The 17,558-nt window shown below is 69.5% G+C and carries 14 protein-coding genes; 7 read left to right on the top strand and 7 right to left on the bottom strand.

Going from position 1 to position 17,558, the window contains the following annotated elements:
- Nucleotides 1-2: 2 nt before the first annotated feature.
- Nucleotides 3-2,771 carry an alanine--tRNA ligase gene (gene alaS, locus E6N53_RS05155; RefSeq protein ID WP_142857451.1) on the bottom strand — a complete coding sequence of 923 codons (2,769 nt, stop codon included), beginning with the start codon at nucleotides 2,769-2,771 and terminating at the stop codon, nucleotides 3-5.
- A 160-nt stretch (nucleotides 2,772-2,931) separates the two neighbouring features.
- Between alaS and E6N53_RS05150 the strand changes: the two genes are divergently transcribed.
- Together E6N53_RS05150 and E6N53_RS05145 are read left to right on the top strand one after the other, a co-directional pair.
- Nucleotides 2,932-5,727: a GAF domain-containing sensor histidine kinase gene (locus E6N53_RS05150; RefSeq protein WP_142857449.1), complete on the top strand. Its 2,796-nt coding sequence runs from the start codon at nucleotides 2,932-2,934 to the stop codon at nucleotides 5,725-5,727.
- Between the two features lie 330 nt (nucleotides 5,728-6,057).
- On the top strand, nucleotides 6,058-9,231 hold the full coding sequence (locus E6N53_RS05145) for a PAS domain-containing protein (RefSeq protein WP_161596513.1): 3,174 nt from the start codon (nucleotides 6,058-6,060) through the stop codon (nucleotides 9,229-9,231).
- Between the two features lie 66 nt (nucleotides 9,232-9,297).
- Here the strand turns inward: E6N53_RS05145 and E6N53_RS05140 are convergent, their stop codons facing one another.
- Nucleotides 9,298-10,287: a replication factor C small subunit gene (locus tag E6N53_RS05140; protein WP_136589861.1), complete on the bottom strand. Its 990-nt coding sequence runs from the start codon at nucleotides 10,285-10,287 to the stop codon at nucleotides 9,298-9,300.
- 87 nt (nucleotides 10,288-10,374) lie between these two features.
- Here E6N53_RS05140 and samp2 point away from each other — a divergent pair, with 87 nt between their 5' ends.
- Nucleotides 10,375-10,581 (top strand): ubiquitin-like small modifier protein SAMP2, encoded by a 207-nt coding sequence (gene samp2, locus E6N53_RS05135; protein WP_136589862.1) that lies wholly within the window; start codon nucleotides 10,375-10,377, stop codon nucleotides 10,579-10,581.
- 169 nt (nucleotides 10,582-10,750) lie between these two features.
- On the top strand, nucleotides 10,751-11,128 hold the full coding sequence (locus tag E6N53_RS05130; protein WP_136589959.1) for a CBS domain-containing protein: 378 nt from the start codon (nucleotides 10,751-10,753) through the stop codon (nucleotides 11,126-11,128).
- Between the two features lie 7 nt (nucleotides 11,129-11,135).
- On the opposite strand, the gene E6N53_RS05125 is transcribed toward E6N53_RS05130, so the two are convergent.
- A complete protein-coding gene (locus E6N53_RS05125; RefSeq protein ID WP_142857445.1) occupies nucleotides 11,136-12,302 on the bottom strand; it encodes an Ig-like domain-containing protein in 1,167 nt (388 codons plus the stop codon).
- 134 nt (nucleotides 12,303-12,436) lie between these two features.
- Here E6N53_RS05125 and E6N53_RS05120 point away from each other — a divergent pair, with 134 nt between their 5' ends.
- Both E6N53_RS05120 and E6N53_RS05115 read left to right on the top strand, forming a co-directional pair.
- Nucleotides 12,437-13,441, top strand: a complete 1,005-nt coding sequence (locus E6N53_RS05120; RefSeq protein WP_142858461.1) for an alcohol dehydrogenase — start codon at nucleotides 12,437-12,439, stop codon at nucleotides 13,439-13,441.
- Between the two features lie 44 nt (nucleotides 13,442-13,485).
- Nucleotides 13,486-13,884 carry a GNAT family N-acetyltransferase gene (locus E6N53_RS05115; protein ID WP_236639819.1) on the top strand — a complete coding sequence of 133 codons (399 nt, stop codon included), beginning with the start codon at nucleotides 13,486-13,488 and terminating at the stop codon, nucleotides 13,882-13,884.
- A gap of 57 nt (nucleotides 13,885-13,941) precedes the next feature.
- Here the strand turns inward: E6N53_RS05115 and E6N53_RS05110 are convergent, their stop codons facing one another.
- Nucleotides 13,942-15,315, bottom strand: a complete 1,374-nt coding sequence (locus tag E6N53_RS05110) for a phosphoglucomutase/phosphomannomutase family protein (protein ID WP_136600677.1) — start codon at nucleotides 15,313-15,315, stop codon at nucleotides 13,942-13,944.
- A gap of 97 nt (nucleotides 15,316-15,412) precedes the next feature.
- Between E6N53_RS05110 and E6N53_RS05105 the strand changes: the two genes are divergently transcribed.
- Nucleotides 15,413-15,952 carry an NADPH-dependent FMN reductase gene (locus E6N53_RS05105; protein WP_142857443.1) on the top strand — a complete coding sequence of 180 codons (540 nt, stop codon included), beginning with the start codon at nucleotides 15,413-15,415 and terminating at the stop codon, nucleotides 15,950-15,952.
- 16 nt (nucleotides 15,953-15,968) lie between these two features.
- On the opposite strand, the gene E6N53_RS05100 is transcribed toward E6N53_RS05105, so the two are convergent.
- The 3 genes from E6N53_RS05100 to larB form a co-directional block, all read right to left on the bottom strand.
- Nucleotides 15,969-16,274: a GIY-YIG nuclease family protein gene (locus E6N53_RS05100; RefSeq protein WP_136589866.1), complete on the bottom strand. Its 306-nt coding sequence runs from the start codon at nucleotides 16,272-16,274 to the stop codon at nucleotides 15,969-15,971.
- A gap of 68 nt (nucleotides 16,275-16,342) precedes the next feature.
- Nucleotides 16,343-16,492, bottom strand: a complete 150-nt coding sequence (locus E6N53_RS20950; protein ID WP_201741079.1) for a DUF7563 family protein — start codon at nucleotides 16,490-16,492, stop codon at nucleotides 16,343-16,345.
- Nucleotides 16,493-16,666: 174 nt separating this feature from the next.
- The gene (gene larB, locus E6N53_RS05095; protein WP_136589867.1) at nucleotides 16,667-17,428 is read right to left on the bottom strand and encodes a nickel pincer cofactor biosynthesis protein LarB; all 762 of its coding nucleotides are present in this window, start codon (nucleotides 17,426-17,428) and stop codon (nucleotides 16,667-16,669) included.
- Between the last annotated feature and the right edge of the window lie 130 nt (nucleotides 17,429-17,558).

Raw genomic sequence — 17,558 nt, 5'->3', positions numbered from 1 at the left:
GTTCAGGCGTCCAGAACGTTTCTGAGGACGTCGGGCGCGTCGTCGAGGACCGCGTCGAGTTTCTCCACGTCCGGGCCGCCGCCCTGAGCGAAGTCCGGCGGGCCACCGCCGCCGCCGCCGACTTTGGCGGCGAGGACGCCGACGACCTCACCGGCGTTCAGCCCCACGCCGTCGGGGACGCCGACGACGAACTGGGCGCTCCCGCCCGCCGCGGAGCCGAGGACGGCGACTTTCCCGCTGTCGACGAGCGCGTTCGCGGTCGCTCGCAGTTCGTCGGCGTCGCCGTCGAGTCGCTGGACGACGGCCGGCGTACCGTCGATGTCGAGTTCCTCGCTCTCGGCAGCGGCGCGGGCCTCCGCGAGTTCGCGCTTCAGGCGGTCGACGGTCTTCCCCCGGGCTTTCCACTCCTCGAAGAAGCGTTCGGCCGTCTCGGGGACGTCCGGGGGCGAGACGTCGAGGACGTCCGCGGCCTCGTAGAGGGCGTCCTCGGTGCGCTGGGTCGCCTCGATGGCGGCCTCGCCGGCCGCGAAGGCGATGCGTTCGACACCGTCCTGAACGGGCTCAGTCGAGAGCACCTTGATCGCGCCGATGTCGCCCGTGCGGTTGACGTGGGTGCCACCGCACGCCTGGACGTCGTCGGCGACGTGGATGAGTCGGATATTCTTCCCCGGGGGGATGCCGCCCTGGTAGAGATCGAACCCGTGTTTCTCCTCGGCCTCGTGGCGGTTGGGCCACTCCTGTTTCACCTTCACGTTCCGCGTGACGAGGTCGTTTGCGACCCGTTCGATCTGCTTGACTTCCTCGCGTGTGATGCGCTCGTAGTGGCGAACGTCGAGGCGGGCGCGTCGGGTTCCCTTCTGGGCCCCGGCCTGTCGGACGTGCTCGCCGAGGACCTGGCGAGCCGCGTAGCCGATGATGTGAGTGGCGGTGTGGTGGCGCATCAGCCGGCGACGGCGGTCGACGTCGAGCTGTCCGCGGACGAACTCGCCTTTCCCCGGGCTCTCGTCGGTTCGGTGGAGGACCACGCCGTCGTGGACCTGCACGTCTTCGACCTCGACGGTGACGTCGTCCGACGAGAGCGTCCCGTGGTCCGCGGGCTGGCCGCCGCCCTCGGGGTAGAACATCGTCTGGTCGAGCACGACGTCGTAGCCCGACTCGCGCTCGAAGACGTCGAGGACGACCGCCTCGAACTCCGTCCGCTCTTGGTCCTCGTAGTAGAGTTTGTCCGTCTCGGGGAGGTTCGCGAGGCGCTCGTCGCGCTCGGTGACGACGTCGGCCTCGCCGGCGTCCTCGTGCCGCTCGGCGACGAGCGAGTAGAAGTCGTCCGGGACGGCGACGTCGGCACCCTGTTCGGCCGCGATGTCTCGGACCATGTCGGGCTGGATGCCGTGGGAGTCGTACAGTTCGATGAGGGTGTCGGTCGGGATGGGTTCCCCGCGGTCGGCGTACTCCCGCGCCAGCTGTTCGACCTTTCGCGACCCGCGTTCGAGCGTCTCTCTGTACTTGCGCTCCTCGGTGCGAACGATGTCGCGGATGGTGTCTCGGTTCTGGTACTCCAGTCGGGCGGCCTGCATGTCGACGAGTTCGTCGAGCGGGGCGTCCACGCCGACACCGTCGACGAGCCGCTTCGTCCGCCGGAGGACCATCCGAGCGAGGTAGCCCGTGCCGACGTTCGAGGGGACGATGCCGTCGCCGAACATGTACGCGAGCGCTCGGCAGTGGTCCGCGATGGCGTAGATGTCTTCGAGCGGCCGGAGGAGGTCGGTGAGTTCGTCGGCGTCGACGTCGAGTTCGTCGGCGACCTCCGCACGCGCACCCCGCAGGTCGTCGATCTCGTCGATGTCGAGGTAGCCCGAGAGCTTCGCGGCGCGGTGGACGAGTGCTCGCTCCTCGTCTGACAGCGAGATGCCGGCGTTCTCCTTCAGGAACTCGATCATCTCGGGGTAGACCGCCTCGTACACCGTCGGCGTCCCCTGCGACACCCACGTCCACCGTTCGAGCCCGTAGCCGGTGTCGACGATGTAGGTGTCCATCTTCGAGTACGTGTTGCCGTCTTTCATCTCGTACTCGCCGTCGGGGTCCTGCTCCATCGACATGAAGACGAGCGTGGCGAGTTCGGCTCCTCTGTACAGAACCTCGATGGCGGGCCCGGCGTTACCGCCGCCGACCCACGGGTCCTCGATGTAGGTTATCTCGTCGAGGTTCGCGCCGAGCGAGGCGAAGAACTCGTCGCAGTACTTCACCGTCTCGTTCTTCCAGTACACCTCACCCTCGTAGGCGTACTCGTCTTCGGCGTCCTCGCGGGTGTTGAACGCGTGGTGGGCCATCATCTCGAACGCCATCGTGTGCCGGCCCGTCCGCCCGACGTTGTCGATGTCCTGCATCCGGATGCAGGGCTGAGAGATGGTGAGCGGGTTCGCCGGCGGGGGCGTCTGCCCCGACGTGACGAGCGGCTGGAAGTCGTAGATAGAAGCCTGGGTCAAGAGAACGTCGTCACGCCAGCGGTTCGCCGCCACCGGGTACGGGTCGATGCGTTCGTGGCCGCGCTCCTCGAAGAACGAGAGGAACTCCTCGCGCATCTCCTCTAAGCTGTACTCGCGGTCGAACCCGGGGTTGTCGATGAACGAGTAGTCGTCGGCCGGTGGTTCGCCGCAGGTCTCGCGCTCTGGGTCCCGTGTCCAGAACCAGACGTCCGTCACCGGACACTGCCGCCGATAGAATCCCTCCTCCTCGAAGTACTCGAGGCGGTACTCCTCTTCGAGTTCGCTCATTGTTCTCTTGTTGGCTGAGGACCGGGTAAAACAGTTCCGGGAAGCGGTCCCGGAGGCTATCAACTCCGAGTCTGTCGGCGATACGGCTTTAGTATCCCCGTCACAAGGGCAGACCGAACACCGCGTGTGTCTCGTCAGACAGGCACACGGTGGAGCATCAGTGTCGAACGAACCAGAACAGCGGTCAGCCGAGAGGTCGACGCCGGACGCGCCCCGCGTTCGGCTTCACGGCGACGCCGACGAGGGGCTAGCCGCGGCGCTCACCAGCCGAGGCTTCGTCGTCGTCGACGCGACGTCGGCGGGCGACCACGAGCGTCCGACCGACGTCGACTGTCTGGTCGTCGACACCGAGGGAACGGCCACGGAACGCAGGCGGCCTGACGGGGACCCTGTCGTCCTGTACGCGCCGGCTCCGACGGCGGTCAGCGACCCGACCCGATTCGCGGGGTACGCCCGAACGGGTGACGTCGACGCGCTCTGTGACCAGCTCCGCTGGGCCGTCGCGAGGGAGCCAACACAGCGTGCGGCGCACACCGAGCGGGTGCGCGACGACGCCCGACTGGAGACGCTTCACGAGGGGACCGTGAGCCTCATCCAGGCGACGACGCCGACCGACCTGTTCGAGCGGACGGTCGACATCGCGAGCCGGCTGCTGGAGTTCAACAGCTGTTACATCGCCATCGCCGAGGGCGACGTCCTCGTCAAGCAGGCGGGCGTCGGCGACGTGAGCGACGAGTCGCTCTCGGTCGACCACGGACTCGTCGGTGACAGCTATCAGACCGGTGTGACGCATCTGGTACAGGACACCTACGCCCACCCGGAGGCCGACCCGGCCCGCCCCTCACACCGGTCGGGAATCGCCGTTCCCCTCGGGGAAGACGGCGTCTTCGTCGTCATCGCGGACGAGCCGGACGCCTTCACCGGGGCCGACCGCGGACTCGCCGAACTGCTCGTCCGGTACACCGAGGGGACGCTCGCACGCATCCAGTCGGCCGAGGCCATCCAGGAGCGGCGCGAACTCATCGAGACGCTCCACGACGGGACGGCGGCGCTGGCGGCGGTGACGACGCTCGAAGCCGCCGCGGCCGTCGCCGTCGAACTCGCCGAACGAATCCTCTCGTTCGACACCTGCTACGTCGGGGTTCGCGAGGGAGACACGGTCGTGCCGTACGCGGTGTCGTCGGGAGCGCCGGCCGACGCTGTCCGCCCGATGACGCTCTCGGAGGGCCTCGTCGGCAAGACCCTCCGAACGGGCGAGCCGCAACTCGTCGACCGTGTCGACGGGTCGGACGCCGAGCCCACGAAGGACACGTACCGTTCGGGTATCAGCGTCCCGCTGGGTGACCAGGGCGTCTTCCAGGCGGTCTCGACGGCCGAGGCCGCCTTCGACACCAACGACCTCGAACTCGCCGAGCTGTTGGCCGACCACCTCACAGGGACGTTCTCGCGGGTTCGCGCGGAGGCGGACCTCGGCGAACAGCGCGGACGGGTGGCGCAGCTCCACGCGGCCACCGTCGAGCTGGTGAGCTGTCACGACGTGGCCGAACTGTACGAGCGGGCCATCGCGACGGCCCGGTCGGTGCTGGGCTTCGACACGGCCTACATCTTCGTCGCCGGAGACGACCAGTTCGTCCCCGTCGCCCAGGTGACCCACGAGGACCACGACCCGGTCCGGCCGGTCCCGCTGGACCACGGCGTCGCGAGCGAGACCTACCGGAGCGGGCAGTCGCGGCTCGTCCGCGACGTCTCGACGGCCGAGGCCGCGGAGCCGCTCCAGACGAGCGCCGGCGGTGGAATCAGCGTCGCGCTGGGTGACGACGCCGTCTTCCAGGCGGTCTCGCGCAACCCCGACACGTTCGGCGAGTTCGACCTCGAACTCGCCGAGCTCCTCGCCTCGCACGTGACGGCGAACCGCGAGCGCCTCCGCGCGGAGGCCGAACTCCGCAGCCAGCGCGACCGCCTCAGCGCGCTGTTCGAGAACATCCCCGACGCGGCCGTCTCGTACCGGCTGGTCGACGACGAACCGCACGTCGAGGCGGTGAACCCGGCGTTCGAGCGCGTCTTCGGCTTCACGAGCGAGCACCTCGTCGGGGAGAACCTCGACGAGTACGTCATCGCCGACGACGACGAGAAGCGCGCGGAGGCCCGACGGCTGAACGACCGACTCAGGGCCGGCGAGAGCGTTCGCGCCGAGTGCCAGCGACAGACCGAAGGGGGGCTCCGAACGTTCATACTGCAGGTCGTCCCGCTCGAACTCGGCCAGGAGAACGTCGCCGGCTTCGCCATCTACACCGACATCACGGACAGACAGGAACGGGAGCGCGAACTCCGCCGCCAGAACGAACGGCTCGAGGAGTTCGCCAACATCATCTCACACGACCTGCGGAACCCGCTCGCCGTCGCCTCGGGCTACCTCGACCTCGCGGCCGAGACGGGCGACCCGGCGGCGTTCGAGCGGGTCGAAGCGTCGCTCGACCGGATGGACCGCCTCGTCGAGGACCTCCTGTCGCTGGCGCGAAAGGGGCAGGTGGTCGGCGAACCGTCGCCGCTCGACCTCGCGACGGTCGCGACGCAGGCGTGGGCCGGCGTGCGGACGCTCGACGCGACGCTCGAGCGGCCCGACTCGCTCCCCGTGGAGGGAGACGAGGGACGGCTGATCGAACTGTTCGAGAACCTGTTTCGGAACGCCATCGAACACGCCGGGGAGGCCGTGACCGTTCGCGTCGAGGCGCTCGCGGGGCCGGATGGGGCGGTCGACGGCTTCGCCGTCGCCGACGACGGCCCCGGCATCCCCGAAGCGAAGCGCGACACGGTGTTCGAACCGGGCGAGACGACCAGCACCGCCGGCATCGGCTACGGCCTCGCCATCGTCAAGCGCATCGTCGAGGCGCACGGCTGGTCGCTGTCGGTCACCGACGCCAGAGACGGTGGCGCGCGGTTCGAGGTCACGTTCTGAGGCCCCCGGCGGCGAGACGCCCCGCCGGCGGCGTACTCGGTCTCGACGGGTCGGCGACAGTTATTTACAGTCGAGTGGCTTGTATGAGAAGCAAGACACGCGCGTGCGGGGAGGCGTCCGCAGTCGGGACGGAGCGGGGACGGCGGACGCGACTTGTCGGTCGACGTGACGCGGGAACGTTGCAACGAACGCGCCTGAACGTATGAGAGTCACGCAGAGATACACGTCGAGGGACGTGAGGGGGCGGCGAAGCGACGAGTCGACGAGCGCTCCGGTCGGCCGGGACGGGTCGGTGCGAGAACGCGGGCCGCCGCCGACGTGGAGCCCCCGATGAGGGCGAGCGCGATGCAAGCGCTCACGGGGCGGGCAACCATCCGGACGCTCCACGTCGACGACGACGAGATGTTCGGCACGGTGACTGCCGAACTGCTCGAAGCCGTCGAGCCGCGACTGGAGGTCCTCACGGCGACGAGCGCCAGCGCCGGACTCGAGTTACTGGCCGACGAGCAGGTCGACTGTATCGTCTCCGACTACGACATGCCGGGGGGAACCGGCATCAGCTTCCTCGAGCGCGTGCGCGAGCGGGACGCTCGGCTGCCGTTCATCCTCTTCACGGGCAAGGGGAGCGAGGAGGTAGCCAGCGATGCGGTGTCGGCGGGCGTGACGGACTACCTCCAGAAAGAGGCGGGCGTCGACCAGTACACCGTGCTGGCGAACCGGGTCGTCAACGCCACGGAGAAGTACTGGACCGAGGTGGACCTGGAGCGGCGGATAACCCAGCAGGAGGCGCTCGCCACGCTCGGGCGCGACGCGCTCGCGGCCGACGACCTCGCGTCGCTGTTCGACACCGCGGTCGGCCTCGTCGCCGACGGCCTCGACGGCGACTACGCGAAAATCCTCGAGTGGCGACCGGAGCGAGCGGCGTTCGACCTCCGTGCGGGCGTCGGCTGGTCGGAAGCGGTTCGTGGGCGGATGTGCGTTCCGGGGGGAGCCGACTCGCAGGCGGGCTACACGCTCGCGTGCGCGGAACCCGTCGTCGTCGACGACCTCGCGGAGGAGACCCGCTTCGGCGGTCCCGACCTCCTCGTCGACCACGGCGTCGTGAGCGGAATCAGCGTCGCCGTCGGGTCCGTCGAAGCGCCGTGGGGCGTCCTGGGGGTCCACACGGCCAGTCGTCGCGAGTTCACCGACCAAGACGTCACGTTCGTCCAGAACGTCGCGAACGTCCTCGCGGCCGCCATCGACAGACAGCGAGCGGAGACGCGGCTCCGCGAGAGCGAGTCACGCTTCCGTGAAATCGCCGAACTCAGCCCCGACGGCATCTTCCGGACGGACGTCGACGGCGTCTTCACCTACGTCTCGCCCGCGAGCGAAGCGTTGCTCGGGCGGTCGGCCGACGACCTCGTCGGCACGCCGTTCGGGCGGGTCGTCGCCGACGGGAGCCACGGAGCGGCCCGGGAGGGAATCGGACGGGTCATCGACGGCGAAGTGGTCCGCGGGCTGGCGCTGACGCTCGTCGACGACGAGGGCGACCCCTTCGACGTCGAGGTGAGCGCGAGCCCCGTCCGTCACGACGGCGACGTCGAGTTCGTCCAGGGGTTCGCCCGCGACGTGACGGAGAAGAACGAACGCGAGCGGGAGCTACAGCGCTCGCGCGAGCGGTATCGGGCGCTCGTCGACGCCTTCCCCAACGGCGGTGTCTTCCTCTTCGACGAATCCCTCCGGTACACGATGGTCGGCGGGGACGAACTCCTCAAAGGCGGGCTGACGGCGGAGGGGATGGTCGGCCGGACCCCCTCGGACGTGTTCCCGCCGGCGAACGCGGCGCTCCTGACCGAGAGCTACCGCGCGGCGCTGGCGGGCGAGACGCGCTCGTTCGAGGACAGCTACCAGGGCCGACACTATCAGGTCCAGACGATTCCGCTCCGCAACGAGGCGGGAGAGGTCATCTCGGGCATGGCCGTCGCCCAGAACATCACCGAGCACGTCGAGCGCGAGCGGGAGCTAAAAGAGAGCAAGGAGTTCTACCAGACGCTCATCGACAACTTCCCCGGCGGGGTCGTCCTCTTCGACCACGACCTCCGGGTCATCGCCGGCGGCGGGACCGAGTTCGAGCGGGCGAGTTGGAACCCCGACGAGTCCGTCGGGGAGCCGCTTCGGGACAACCTCAGCCCGGAGGGGACGACGTACCTGGAGACACACTACCGGGCGGCGCTGGCGGGCGAGACACGCTCGTTCGAGTACGAGGCGAGCGGGACCCACTATCACCTCCAGACGCTCCCGCTCCGAGACGCCGACGGGACGGTCACGGCGGGCATGGCCGTCACGCAGAACGTCACGGCGCGCGTCGAGCACGAACGGAAGCTGGACCAGCTGCGCGAGCGGTCGCAGGCGCTGATGCACACGGAGACGATCGAGGAGACGGCCCGGGTCGCCGTCGACGCGGCACAGGAGGTCATCGACGCGCCACTGAGCGGCTTCCACCGACTGAACGGCGACGGCGACCGACTCGAACCCGGCGTGATGGCGGGGTCCGTCGCAGAACAGTTCCCGGCGACGCCGTGCTACGACAGGGACGCTGCGCCGGGGACCCGCGCCGCCATCGCCTGGGAGGTGTTCGAGCGCGGCGAGCCGCGGTACATTCCCGACGTCGAAGCGTGCGACCCGCTATCGGAGCAGTCACCCGCACAGAGTGTGTTGCTCCACCCGGTCGGCCACCACGGCCTGTTCATCGTCTCCTCACCGGTCGCGGACGCGTACGACGAGACGGACCGGGCGCTCGTCGACATCCTCGTAGCCTCTCTGACGGCCGCGATGGACCGCGTCGAGCGAGAACAGCGGCTCCGGCGGCGCGAGCAGCGGCTCGAACAGCAGAACGAGCGGCTGTCGCGCTTCGCGAGCATCGTCTCACACGACCTCCGCAACCCACTGAGCGTGGCCCGCGGCCGGCTGGAGCTCGCGCGACGGACCGGCGACGAGGAGCAGTTCGAAGCCGTCGCCAACGCACACGCCCGGATGGACCGCCTCATCGAGGGCCTCCTGCAGCTGGCGGTCGAAGGCGAGACCGGGCACGAGCGGGCCCGGCTCGACCTGGCGACCGCCGCGACCGCGTCGTGGGAGAGCGTCGAGACCGCAGACGCGTCTCTCGCCGTCGAGACGACGCGGCGCGTGTTGGCCGACGAGAGCCGGCTCCGGCAGCTCTTCGAGAACCTGTTCCGGAACGCGGTGGAACACGGGGTGAGCGCGGATGCGGGGCCGCTCACCGTGACCGTCTGCGACCTGCCGGCGGGGTTCGCCGTCGAGGACGACGGCGTCGGCATCCCGCCGGGACAGGTCGATGCGGTGTTCGACGCGGGGCACTCGACGAGCGCGGAGGGCACCGGACTGGGTCTGCGTATCGTCGCCGACATCGCCGCCGAACACGACTGGTCGGTGCGAGTCGTGGACGGGACCGAGGGCGGGGCGCGGTTCGAGTTCACCGGCGTCGACGTGGACGACGACTGAGCCGGAACGGCCCGCGTCGGGGACGGGGTCTGCGGCGTTCACACGGGTCCGACGCGTCGGCGGGACTCAGCGGTCGAGTGCGAGCGACGCCAAGAGCGCTTCGAGCTGGACGCGTTCGTTCGCACCCTCGGCGATACGGTAGTCGGCCTCGCCGATGCGTTCCATCAGCCGGGCCGCCTCCCGGTCGGTGAGGTCGAAGTCCCACACCGACCGGTGGAGTTGGTCGATGATGTCGCCGCCGGCCATGCCGACGTCGTCGAGGAGCGTCGCGAGTTTCGCCCGCGCGGCCGGGAAGTCGCCGTCGACGGCGGCACCGACCATCTCGCGGATGTCTTCGGGGCGGGCCGTGGAGGTGACGGTGAAGACCCCCTCCTCGTCGACGACCTCGCCCGTCGTCGCCGCGGCCTGCAGGGCGTTGATGGCGCGGCGCATGTCGCCGTCGGCGTAGTAGACGAGCGCGTCGATACCATCGGGAGTCATCTCGATGCCCTCGGCGGCGGCGATGTCCTCGACCTGGTGTCGGACGGCGTCGTCCGAGAGGGGCGAGAAGCGGAACACCGCACAGCGAGACTGGATGGGGTCGATGATCTTCGAGGAGTAGTTACACGAGAGGATGAAGCGAGTGGTGTCGGAGAACTGCTCCATCGTCCGACGGAGCGCGGACTGGGCGTCGTCGGTCAGCGAGTCGGCCTCGTCGAGGAAGATCAATCGATAATCGTGGTCTCGAGTCATCTGCGAGCGTGCGAACCCCTTGATACGGTCACGGACGACGTCGATACCACGCTCGTCCGACGCGTTGAGTTCGAGGAAGTTCCCCCGCCAGTCGTCGCCGTAGAGTTCGCGGGCGATGGCCGTCGCGGCGGTCGTCTTCCCGACGCCGGCGGGCCCGGCGAACATGAGGTGCGGGAGGTCGTCGCGGTCGACGTACGACTGGAGGCGCTCGATGGTGTCTTCCTGCCCGTAGATGTCCGAAAGCGTCTGGGGGCGGTACTTCTCGATCCAGATCTCGCGGCCCGGCGGCGAACTCGAACTCGAATCCTGAGAGGCCTCGCTCATGTCCAATGGAGGGGGGTGTCGCCTCATAAACTCCCCGAGACGGGAGAGAGCCGAAGCCGATTTCTCGGTCCTCCGCGAGGTGAGCGTATGCACCTCACGGTCGACGTCGTCGGCGAAGGGAGCCAGACAGTCGCCCTCGACGAGGGGGCGACGTACGCCGACCTCGTCCGAGCGGTCGGCTACAGCGTCCACGAGGTGACCGTTCTCGTCGACGGTCAGCCCGTGCCCGAGGACCGCGCGGTCGACGACGAGCGGACGGACGTTCGCGTGCTGCGGCTCGTGAAGGGTGGGTAACGACAGCGTGCGCGCCGCCCGCGTCCTCGCGTCGACCCTCGACGACGACGTCACCGGCGAGTCGCTCGTCGTCGACGGCGGGATGTCGAACACGTCGTCACTGCGCGTCGGACACCCCGCACCGTGCCGCAGTCAAAAGGACAATACCGAGGGCAGTCGTTCGACCGGTATGAACCGCGACAAGCGAACCCGCGTCGAGGAAGTGATGTCGACGCCGCTGGAGACCATCTCCGCGTCAGCGTCGGTCGTCGAGGCCGCACAGGTGATGCGCGACGGCGGCATCAGCGCCCTCGTCGTGAGGAGCAGTGCGCCCGGAATCGTCACGAGCACGGACGTCCTCCACGTCGTCGCCGACGGTCGCGACCCCGCCGCGACGACCGTCGAGGACGTCATGACCGCCGGGGTCGAGTCCGTCCCGCCGGACCTCCTCATCGAGGAGGTGGCCGCGATGATGACGAGCCTCGGCATCAAACACCTCCCGGTCGTCGACGGCGACGACTACGTCGGGATGGTCTCGTCGACGGACGTTACGGCCGAACTCGCCTAGCGGAACGTCACGACGACTCGGTCGTGGGACGGACGGAGACCGAGACCCCGTCGTCGCTCACGGCGACGGTGATGGGGCCGTTCGGCGCACACCGGACCCAGTTGTACCGCTCGACCGCGCCGTCGGTCTCGACCTCGAACCGGAGGGGACCGGCCGGGTCGACGGCCGACGGGACCGTCTCGACCGCGCGTGAGTCGAGTTCGAACGTCCGCTCGAACAGCGTCTCCTCTCCGGTGAACACCCGGACGCGAACCGCCCGGGGCTGGTCGGTCTCGTTTCGGACCTGTACGTCGTGGTCGGCGTAGCCACAGCGGAACTCGGGGGCGGCGGCGACCGAGGCGTAGAGCGTCCCTCTGACGGCCGGCAGCCAGTCGTATATCGCCTCGCCGTCCGGCGTGCGGACCACGACACCGTACCGCTGGCTGGCGGGGAGTGTCGGGACGAGCAGGCGCACGTCCGGCGGGAGGTCGAACTCCGAGGCGAAGTGGAGTCGACCGCCGTCCCAGACGTGGAGCGTCACCCGTCGACGCGCGGGCCCGTCGTTGTCGAGTGCGACGGCGGGTGTCCGTCCGAGCGCCGCGGCGACGTCGACGTCGTCGGGGACGTCGTACGCGACGGACTGGTCGGCGGCGTCGACGACGAACGGGCAGTCGGTGAGACAGACGACGGGACGGCGGAACGAGAGCGCCGGGACGAGGTCGACCCAGAGGTCGTCGAGGTCGGCGCGGAGGTCCCACCGGTAGCTGTCGCGGGCACCGTCGGCCGTCTCGACGAGCACGTCGTACCGGCCTTCGCTGGCGAGGAGCCGCCGGAACGACGCCGTCTCGCCGGCGGGGACGGCGGTGCTGGCGGCGAACACCTCCGTCTCACCGTCGCGAACGACGACGGTCAGGAAGCGCTCCGTCGAGCCGAGGTTACGGACGTTGACCCCGCGCGGGCGTTCGAGCGGGGGCACACCGGTGGCGCGGTACGGTTCCTGCGCGGCCGGTCCGGTGCCGTTCGACCCGGGCCCCCCTTCCGAGGGGTCGCTCGCCCGAGTCGACCCTGGCGACTCGGACGGGGCCGCCGCGGACGGCGTGGCCGTCGAATCGGTGTCCGAGAAGGCGTTGCATCCGGCGAGTCCGCTCACGCCGGCAGTCCCGAAGAGGGCGCGGAGAACCGAACGGCGGCGCATCGGTCTCGTATTCGAGGCGCGACGGATGTAGGTGTCGACGCTGGCCGATGCTCGGACGCTGTCGTCGACGAACACGCGCCGGCCGAACCGGTTTTGCCGACGGAGGCCGAGGCACTATCCGTATGTCCGACAGCATGCGGGCGGTCGTCGTCACCGAACCCGGCGCGGACTTCGAAGTCGTCGAGCGGGACGTTCCCGACCCCGGACCGGACGAGGTTCGCGTCGCCGTCGACGCCTGTGGCATCTGCCACAGTGATAGCTACGTGAAGGCCGGGGGGTTTCCCGGTCTCGAATATCCCCGCGTCCCGGGCCACGAGGTCGCCGGCCACGTCGACAGCGTCGGCGAGAACGTCACCGCCTGGAGCGAGGGTGACAGGGTGGGCGCTGGCTGGCACGGTGGGCACTGTTTCACCTGTGACCCGTGCCGACGCGGGCAGTTCCTCCAGTGTGAGAACGCGGAGATAACGGGCCTGACCTTCGACGGGGGGTACGCCGAGTACGCGACGGTCCCGGCGGAGGCGCTCGCGCGCATCCCCGACGACCTCGACGCCGTCGACGCCGCGCCCCTGCTCTGTGCGGGCGTCACGACGTTCAACGCCCTGCGGAACAGCGGGGCGCAACCCGGCGACCTCGTCGCGGTCCAGGGGATCGGCGGCCTGGGACACCTGGGCCTCCAGTACGCCCACGCGGCGGGGTTCGAGACCGTCGCGCTCTCGCGCAGCCCCGACAAGCGCGACCTGGCGCTCGAACTCGGCGCGGACCACTTCGTCGACGCGTCGGCGGAGGACGCCGCCGACGCGCTGCAGGAACTCGGCGGGGCGCGCGTCGTCCTCGGGACGGCCCCGTCGGCCAGCGCCATCGAGTCCGTCGTCGGCGGGCTGGGCATCGACGGCGAACTCGTCGTCGTCGGCGTCCCCCACGAGGCCGCGGAGATCGACGTCCAGCAACTCGTGATGAGTCGGAGTGCCGTCGAGGGGTGGGCCTCGGGCCACGCCCGTGACTCCCAGGACACCCTCGAGTTCAGCGCCCTCCGTGACGTCACCCCGACGGTGGAGACGTACCCACTGGAGGAGGCCGAAGCCGCCTACGACCGGATGATGGAGAACGAGGCGCGCTTCCGAGCCGTCCTCGAGCCCTGAGCCGAGTCCACGCATATTTCTGTCGGCCGAACGAACCCGGAGACGTGAGCGACGACCCGCCCGCCGACGCCGACCCGACAGTTCGCCGCGGACGCGAGGGTGACCTCCTCGCAGTCCTTCGGATCGTCGAGGGGGCGATGCTCGAGATGGGGGCGAACCAGGTGCGCCGGCGGACCGAGTCGGACGAGGTGCTCGTCGCCGCCCACGAGGGGAGAGTCGTCGGTGCCCTCGTCCGCGACGGCGACCACGTCGAGGCCATCGCCGTCCACCCGGACCGGCGCGGGAGGGGAATCGGGAGCCTGCTCGTCGAGCGGGCGCTGGCCGAGACCGGTCGGTTGACGGCCGAGTTCCGCGAGGAGGTGCGGCCCTTCTACGAGTCGCTGGGGTTCGATATCCGGGAACGAGCGGGTGAGACGCGGCTGTGGGGCGAACGCGAGCGGTGAGTGTGTTCGTGGTCCGACGGGAGGTGCAGAACCCGAACAGCAGCCGCGACGAGGGCGTCAGACGAGCGGTTCGACCAGGTCGCGACCGGCCTCGAGGAGTTTCTCGATGCGCTCGTGACTTCCCGCCTCGGCGTACACGCGGAGCACCGGTTCAGTTCCCGAGGGGCGGACGAGGAGCCACGAGCCGTCGTCGAGGAGGAGTTTGAAGCCATCGAGCGTGACGACCTTGGCGATGCCCTGACCGGCGACAGTCTCGGGGAGTTCGCTCTCGAGGTCCGAGAGGACGCGTTCCTTCTCGGAGTCGGGGCAGTCGACGGAGACCTTGTCCGCGACGATGTCGCCGTGCTCTTCGAGCAGGCGGTCGACGCGGGCGTCGAAGGGGTCCTCGCTGGCGATGGCAGCACCTAACAGACCCATGAGGACGCCGTCTTTCTCGCGGATGTGGCCGCGGATGGAGAAGCCGCCGGACTCCTCGCCACCCACCAGGGCGTCGTGCTCTTTCATCCCTTGAGCGACCCATTTGAAGCCGACGGGCGTCTCGAACACCTCTTCGCCGTGGGCCTCGGCGATGCGGTCGATGAGGAACGTCGTCGACACCGTGCGGACCGCGGGGCCGGCGTCCGACTCGAGCAGGTAGTCGTACAGCGCGGCGAAAAAGAGGTTCTCGTCCAGTTTGCCGCGCTCGGGTGTGACGAACGCGACCCGGTCGGCGTCGCCGTCGTTCGCCACGCCGAGGTCTGCGTCGTGCTCCTCGACGGCCTCCTCGAGTCCGACGAGGTTCTCCGCGCTCGGTTCGGGGTGTGCGCCGCCGAACGTCGGGTCGTCCGCACAGCGGAGACGGATGACTTCAGCGCCGGCCGATTCGAGCAGGGCGTCCGTGACGCCACGGCCGGAGCCGTGGATGGCGTCGTACACCACGGTCACGCCGGAGAGGTCGGCGTCGACGAGCGAGCGGGCGTGCTCGGCGTGGACGGAGACGAGGTCCTCCCGTCTGATCTCTCCGCGTCCCTCTTTGGGGAGGTACTCCGGTTCGCGGAGGTTCGCCTCGATCTGCTCTGTGACCTCGGGCAGGGCGGGCGCGCCGTCGCTCGGGATGAACTTCACGCCGTTGTACTCGGGCGGGTTGTGCGACGCCGTCAGCATGAGCGCGCCCGAACAGCCGCGGTCGACGATGTTGTACGCCGTGACGGGCGTCGGGCAGTCCCGCTCGGGCAGGATGACGTCGAACCCGTTTCCGGAGAGGACCTCCGCGAGCGATTCGGCGAACCCGGGCGACGATTCCCGGGCGTCGTAGCCGACGAGCACCGGGTCGTCGAAGCCCTCGTCACGGAGGTAGTCCGCGACGGCCTGTCCGACGATTCGTACGCGGTCGTCGGTGAACGTGTCGAGCGTGGCGCGCCAGCCATCGGTGCCGAAGGAGATCGCGTCCATACGGACCACTCCACAGGACCGACCTAAAAAGTATGGCAGTCGACACCACGGCGACGCGTACGGTGCGTTTTTCTCCGGCTCGTGCCAACGACGGTCGATGCCAACCCGGCTCGTCGCCGTCAGCGGCAGTCGTCGCGACGGTAGCTACACCAGACAGGTCCTCGAGCACGTCCTCGCCAGGGTGCGAAGCGGAGGGGTCGAGGCCACCCTGCTCGACCTCGGGTCCGTCGACCTGCCCCTCTATCACCCGGACCGCTCGGCGTCCGAGCGCGGTGACGCCGTCGCCGTCCTGCGACTGGTGCGGGAGGCCGACGCCGTCGTCCTCGGGTCGCCCGTCTACCACGGCTCGTACTCGTCGACGTTCAAGAACTTCCACGACTATTGCGGCTCCGACGAGTACGACGAGACGGTCGTCGGCCTGGTCGCCGTCGCGGGGGGCGGGTCGTACGGGAGCACACTCGACCACATGCGGTCGACGGTGCGCGGCGTCCACGGCCTCGTCGTCCCCCGACAGGTCGGCGTTCGAAGTGCCCGGACGAAGTTCGCCGACGGCGAACTCACGGACGAGGGAATCGCCGACCGACTCGACGCCCTCGTCGACCAGGTCGTCGACTACGCGGAGCGGTTTCGACGGTGAACGAGGGGGCGGACCGCTACGCCGTCGACTCCCCGACGACGTCGTCGACGTCGGTCTCGGCGGCGAGCCGCGCCTTCCGGTCGTGCGAGAGCTGTTTGAGGGCGTACTCGCGGGACATCGCCGCGGACCGCGAGTCGAACGCCTCGACGTGGACGAGTTCGACGGGCGTCCGCCCGCGGGTGTACTTCGCCCCCTCACCCGCGTCGTGTTCCGCTTCGCGACGGCGAGGGTCGGTCGTGTATCCCGCGTAGTACGTCCCGTCCGCACACCGGAGGAGGTACGCGTAGTGCACGGTCGAGAGCGCGGGCGGGAGGCTCGTCAAGCTTTCTCACCGGTGTCGACAGGGTGGCAGAAAGTGGCTTCGCGTGGTGGTCGTCCGCGACTCAGCGGTCATGCGTTGCGGGTCCGGTCCCGTGCGACCTCCGCGATACCCGCGTTCGCCGAACAGTTTGGACAGGCGAGGACTCGCCCGACTTCGTCGGCGAACACGCGCGCGAAGCGCTCGGAGATGTGCGACCCGCAATGGTCGCAGCGTGGCATCGTGTGCGCCCGGCAACCACCGGTGCCGGTAATATGCCTTTGGCCTGCGGCGTAATAGGGCTTCGCGCGCACGCGCGAAGCGTGACCGTTCGTCCACTCTTCTCGGCTGAGAACACACGTTGTGAACCGAACCGGCGGACGCGTGAGGGAGGAGTGAACGACTAGTGAGCGAGGTCAGTCGGGTCGTGAGCGGCCGTCGACGGCGCGAGCGACGAGTCCCGCCTGCGCGCCCGCGACGAAGCCGGCGTCGACGTTGACCGTCGAGAGGACGGTACAAGACTGGAGCATCCCCGAGAGGGCCGCCTCGCCGTCGCCACCGAAGCCGTAGCCCGTCGAAACCGGGAGGCCGATGACCGGCGTGTCGACGAGTCCGGCGACGACCGTCGGGAGTGCGCCCTCGCGTCCCGCGGCAACGACGACGACGTCCGCGCCACGGATGGGGTCGAGGACGTCGAGGATGCGGCCGAGGTGGGCGACGCCGACGTCCTCGAGCCACTCCACCTCGGCCCCCATCTCGCGAGCGATGGCGGCCGCCTCGCCCGCGACGGGCGCGTCCGAGGTGCCCGCGGTGACGACCGCGACAGTCGCATCGAGCGCGGGGGGTTCGAAGTCGGGGGCGTGAGCGACGAGGGTCCGGGCGCGCGCGTCGTAGTCGACGGCGACGACCTCGGGCAGTCCGTCGTCGACGGTTCGGGCGGTCTCGTCGTCGGCGCGGGTGACGACGGCGCGGCCCGTCGTCTCGACGCTCGTCGCGGCCAGGTCGGCCGTCTCAGCCGGCGTCTTTCCCGCCGCGAGGATGGCCTCTGGAACGCCGCGTCGCGTCTCGCGTGCGGCGTCGAAGCGTCCCGCCTCCGTCGTCGCGTAGCCGCGTAACCGTGCCTCTGCTGCCTCGGGGGAGAGGTCGCCCGCAGCGACCGCGTCGAGGATGTCTCGCATACCGCACTGTCGAGCCTCGTCGGTCACATAGGTGTCGTTCCGCCGTGCCGAGCGGGAGACGTCTCGCCAGGCGACGAGGAGCGAGGCACAGAGACTGACATGGGGCGACTCGATGGCCACGTCCATACCC

This window comes from Salinigranum halophilum (assembly GCF_007004735.1).
Lineage (GTDB): Archaea > Halobacteriota > Halobacteria > Halobacteriales > Haloferacaceae > Salinigranum > Salinigranum halophilum.
This window is presented reverse-complemented; position numbering and strand designations above follow the sequence as displayed.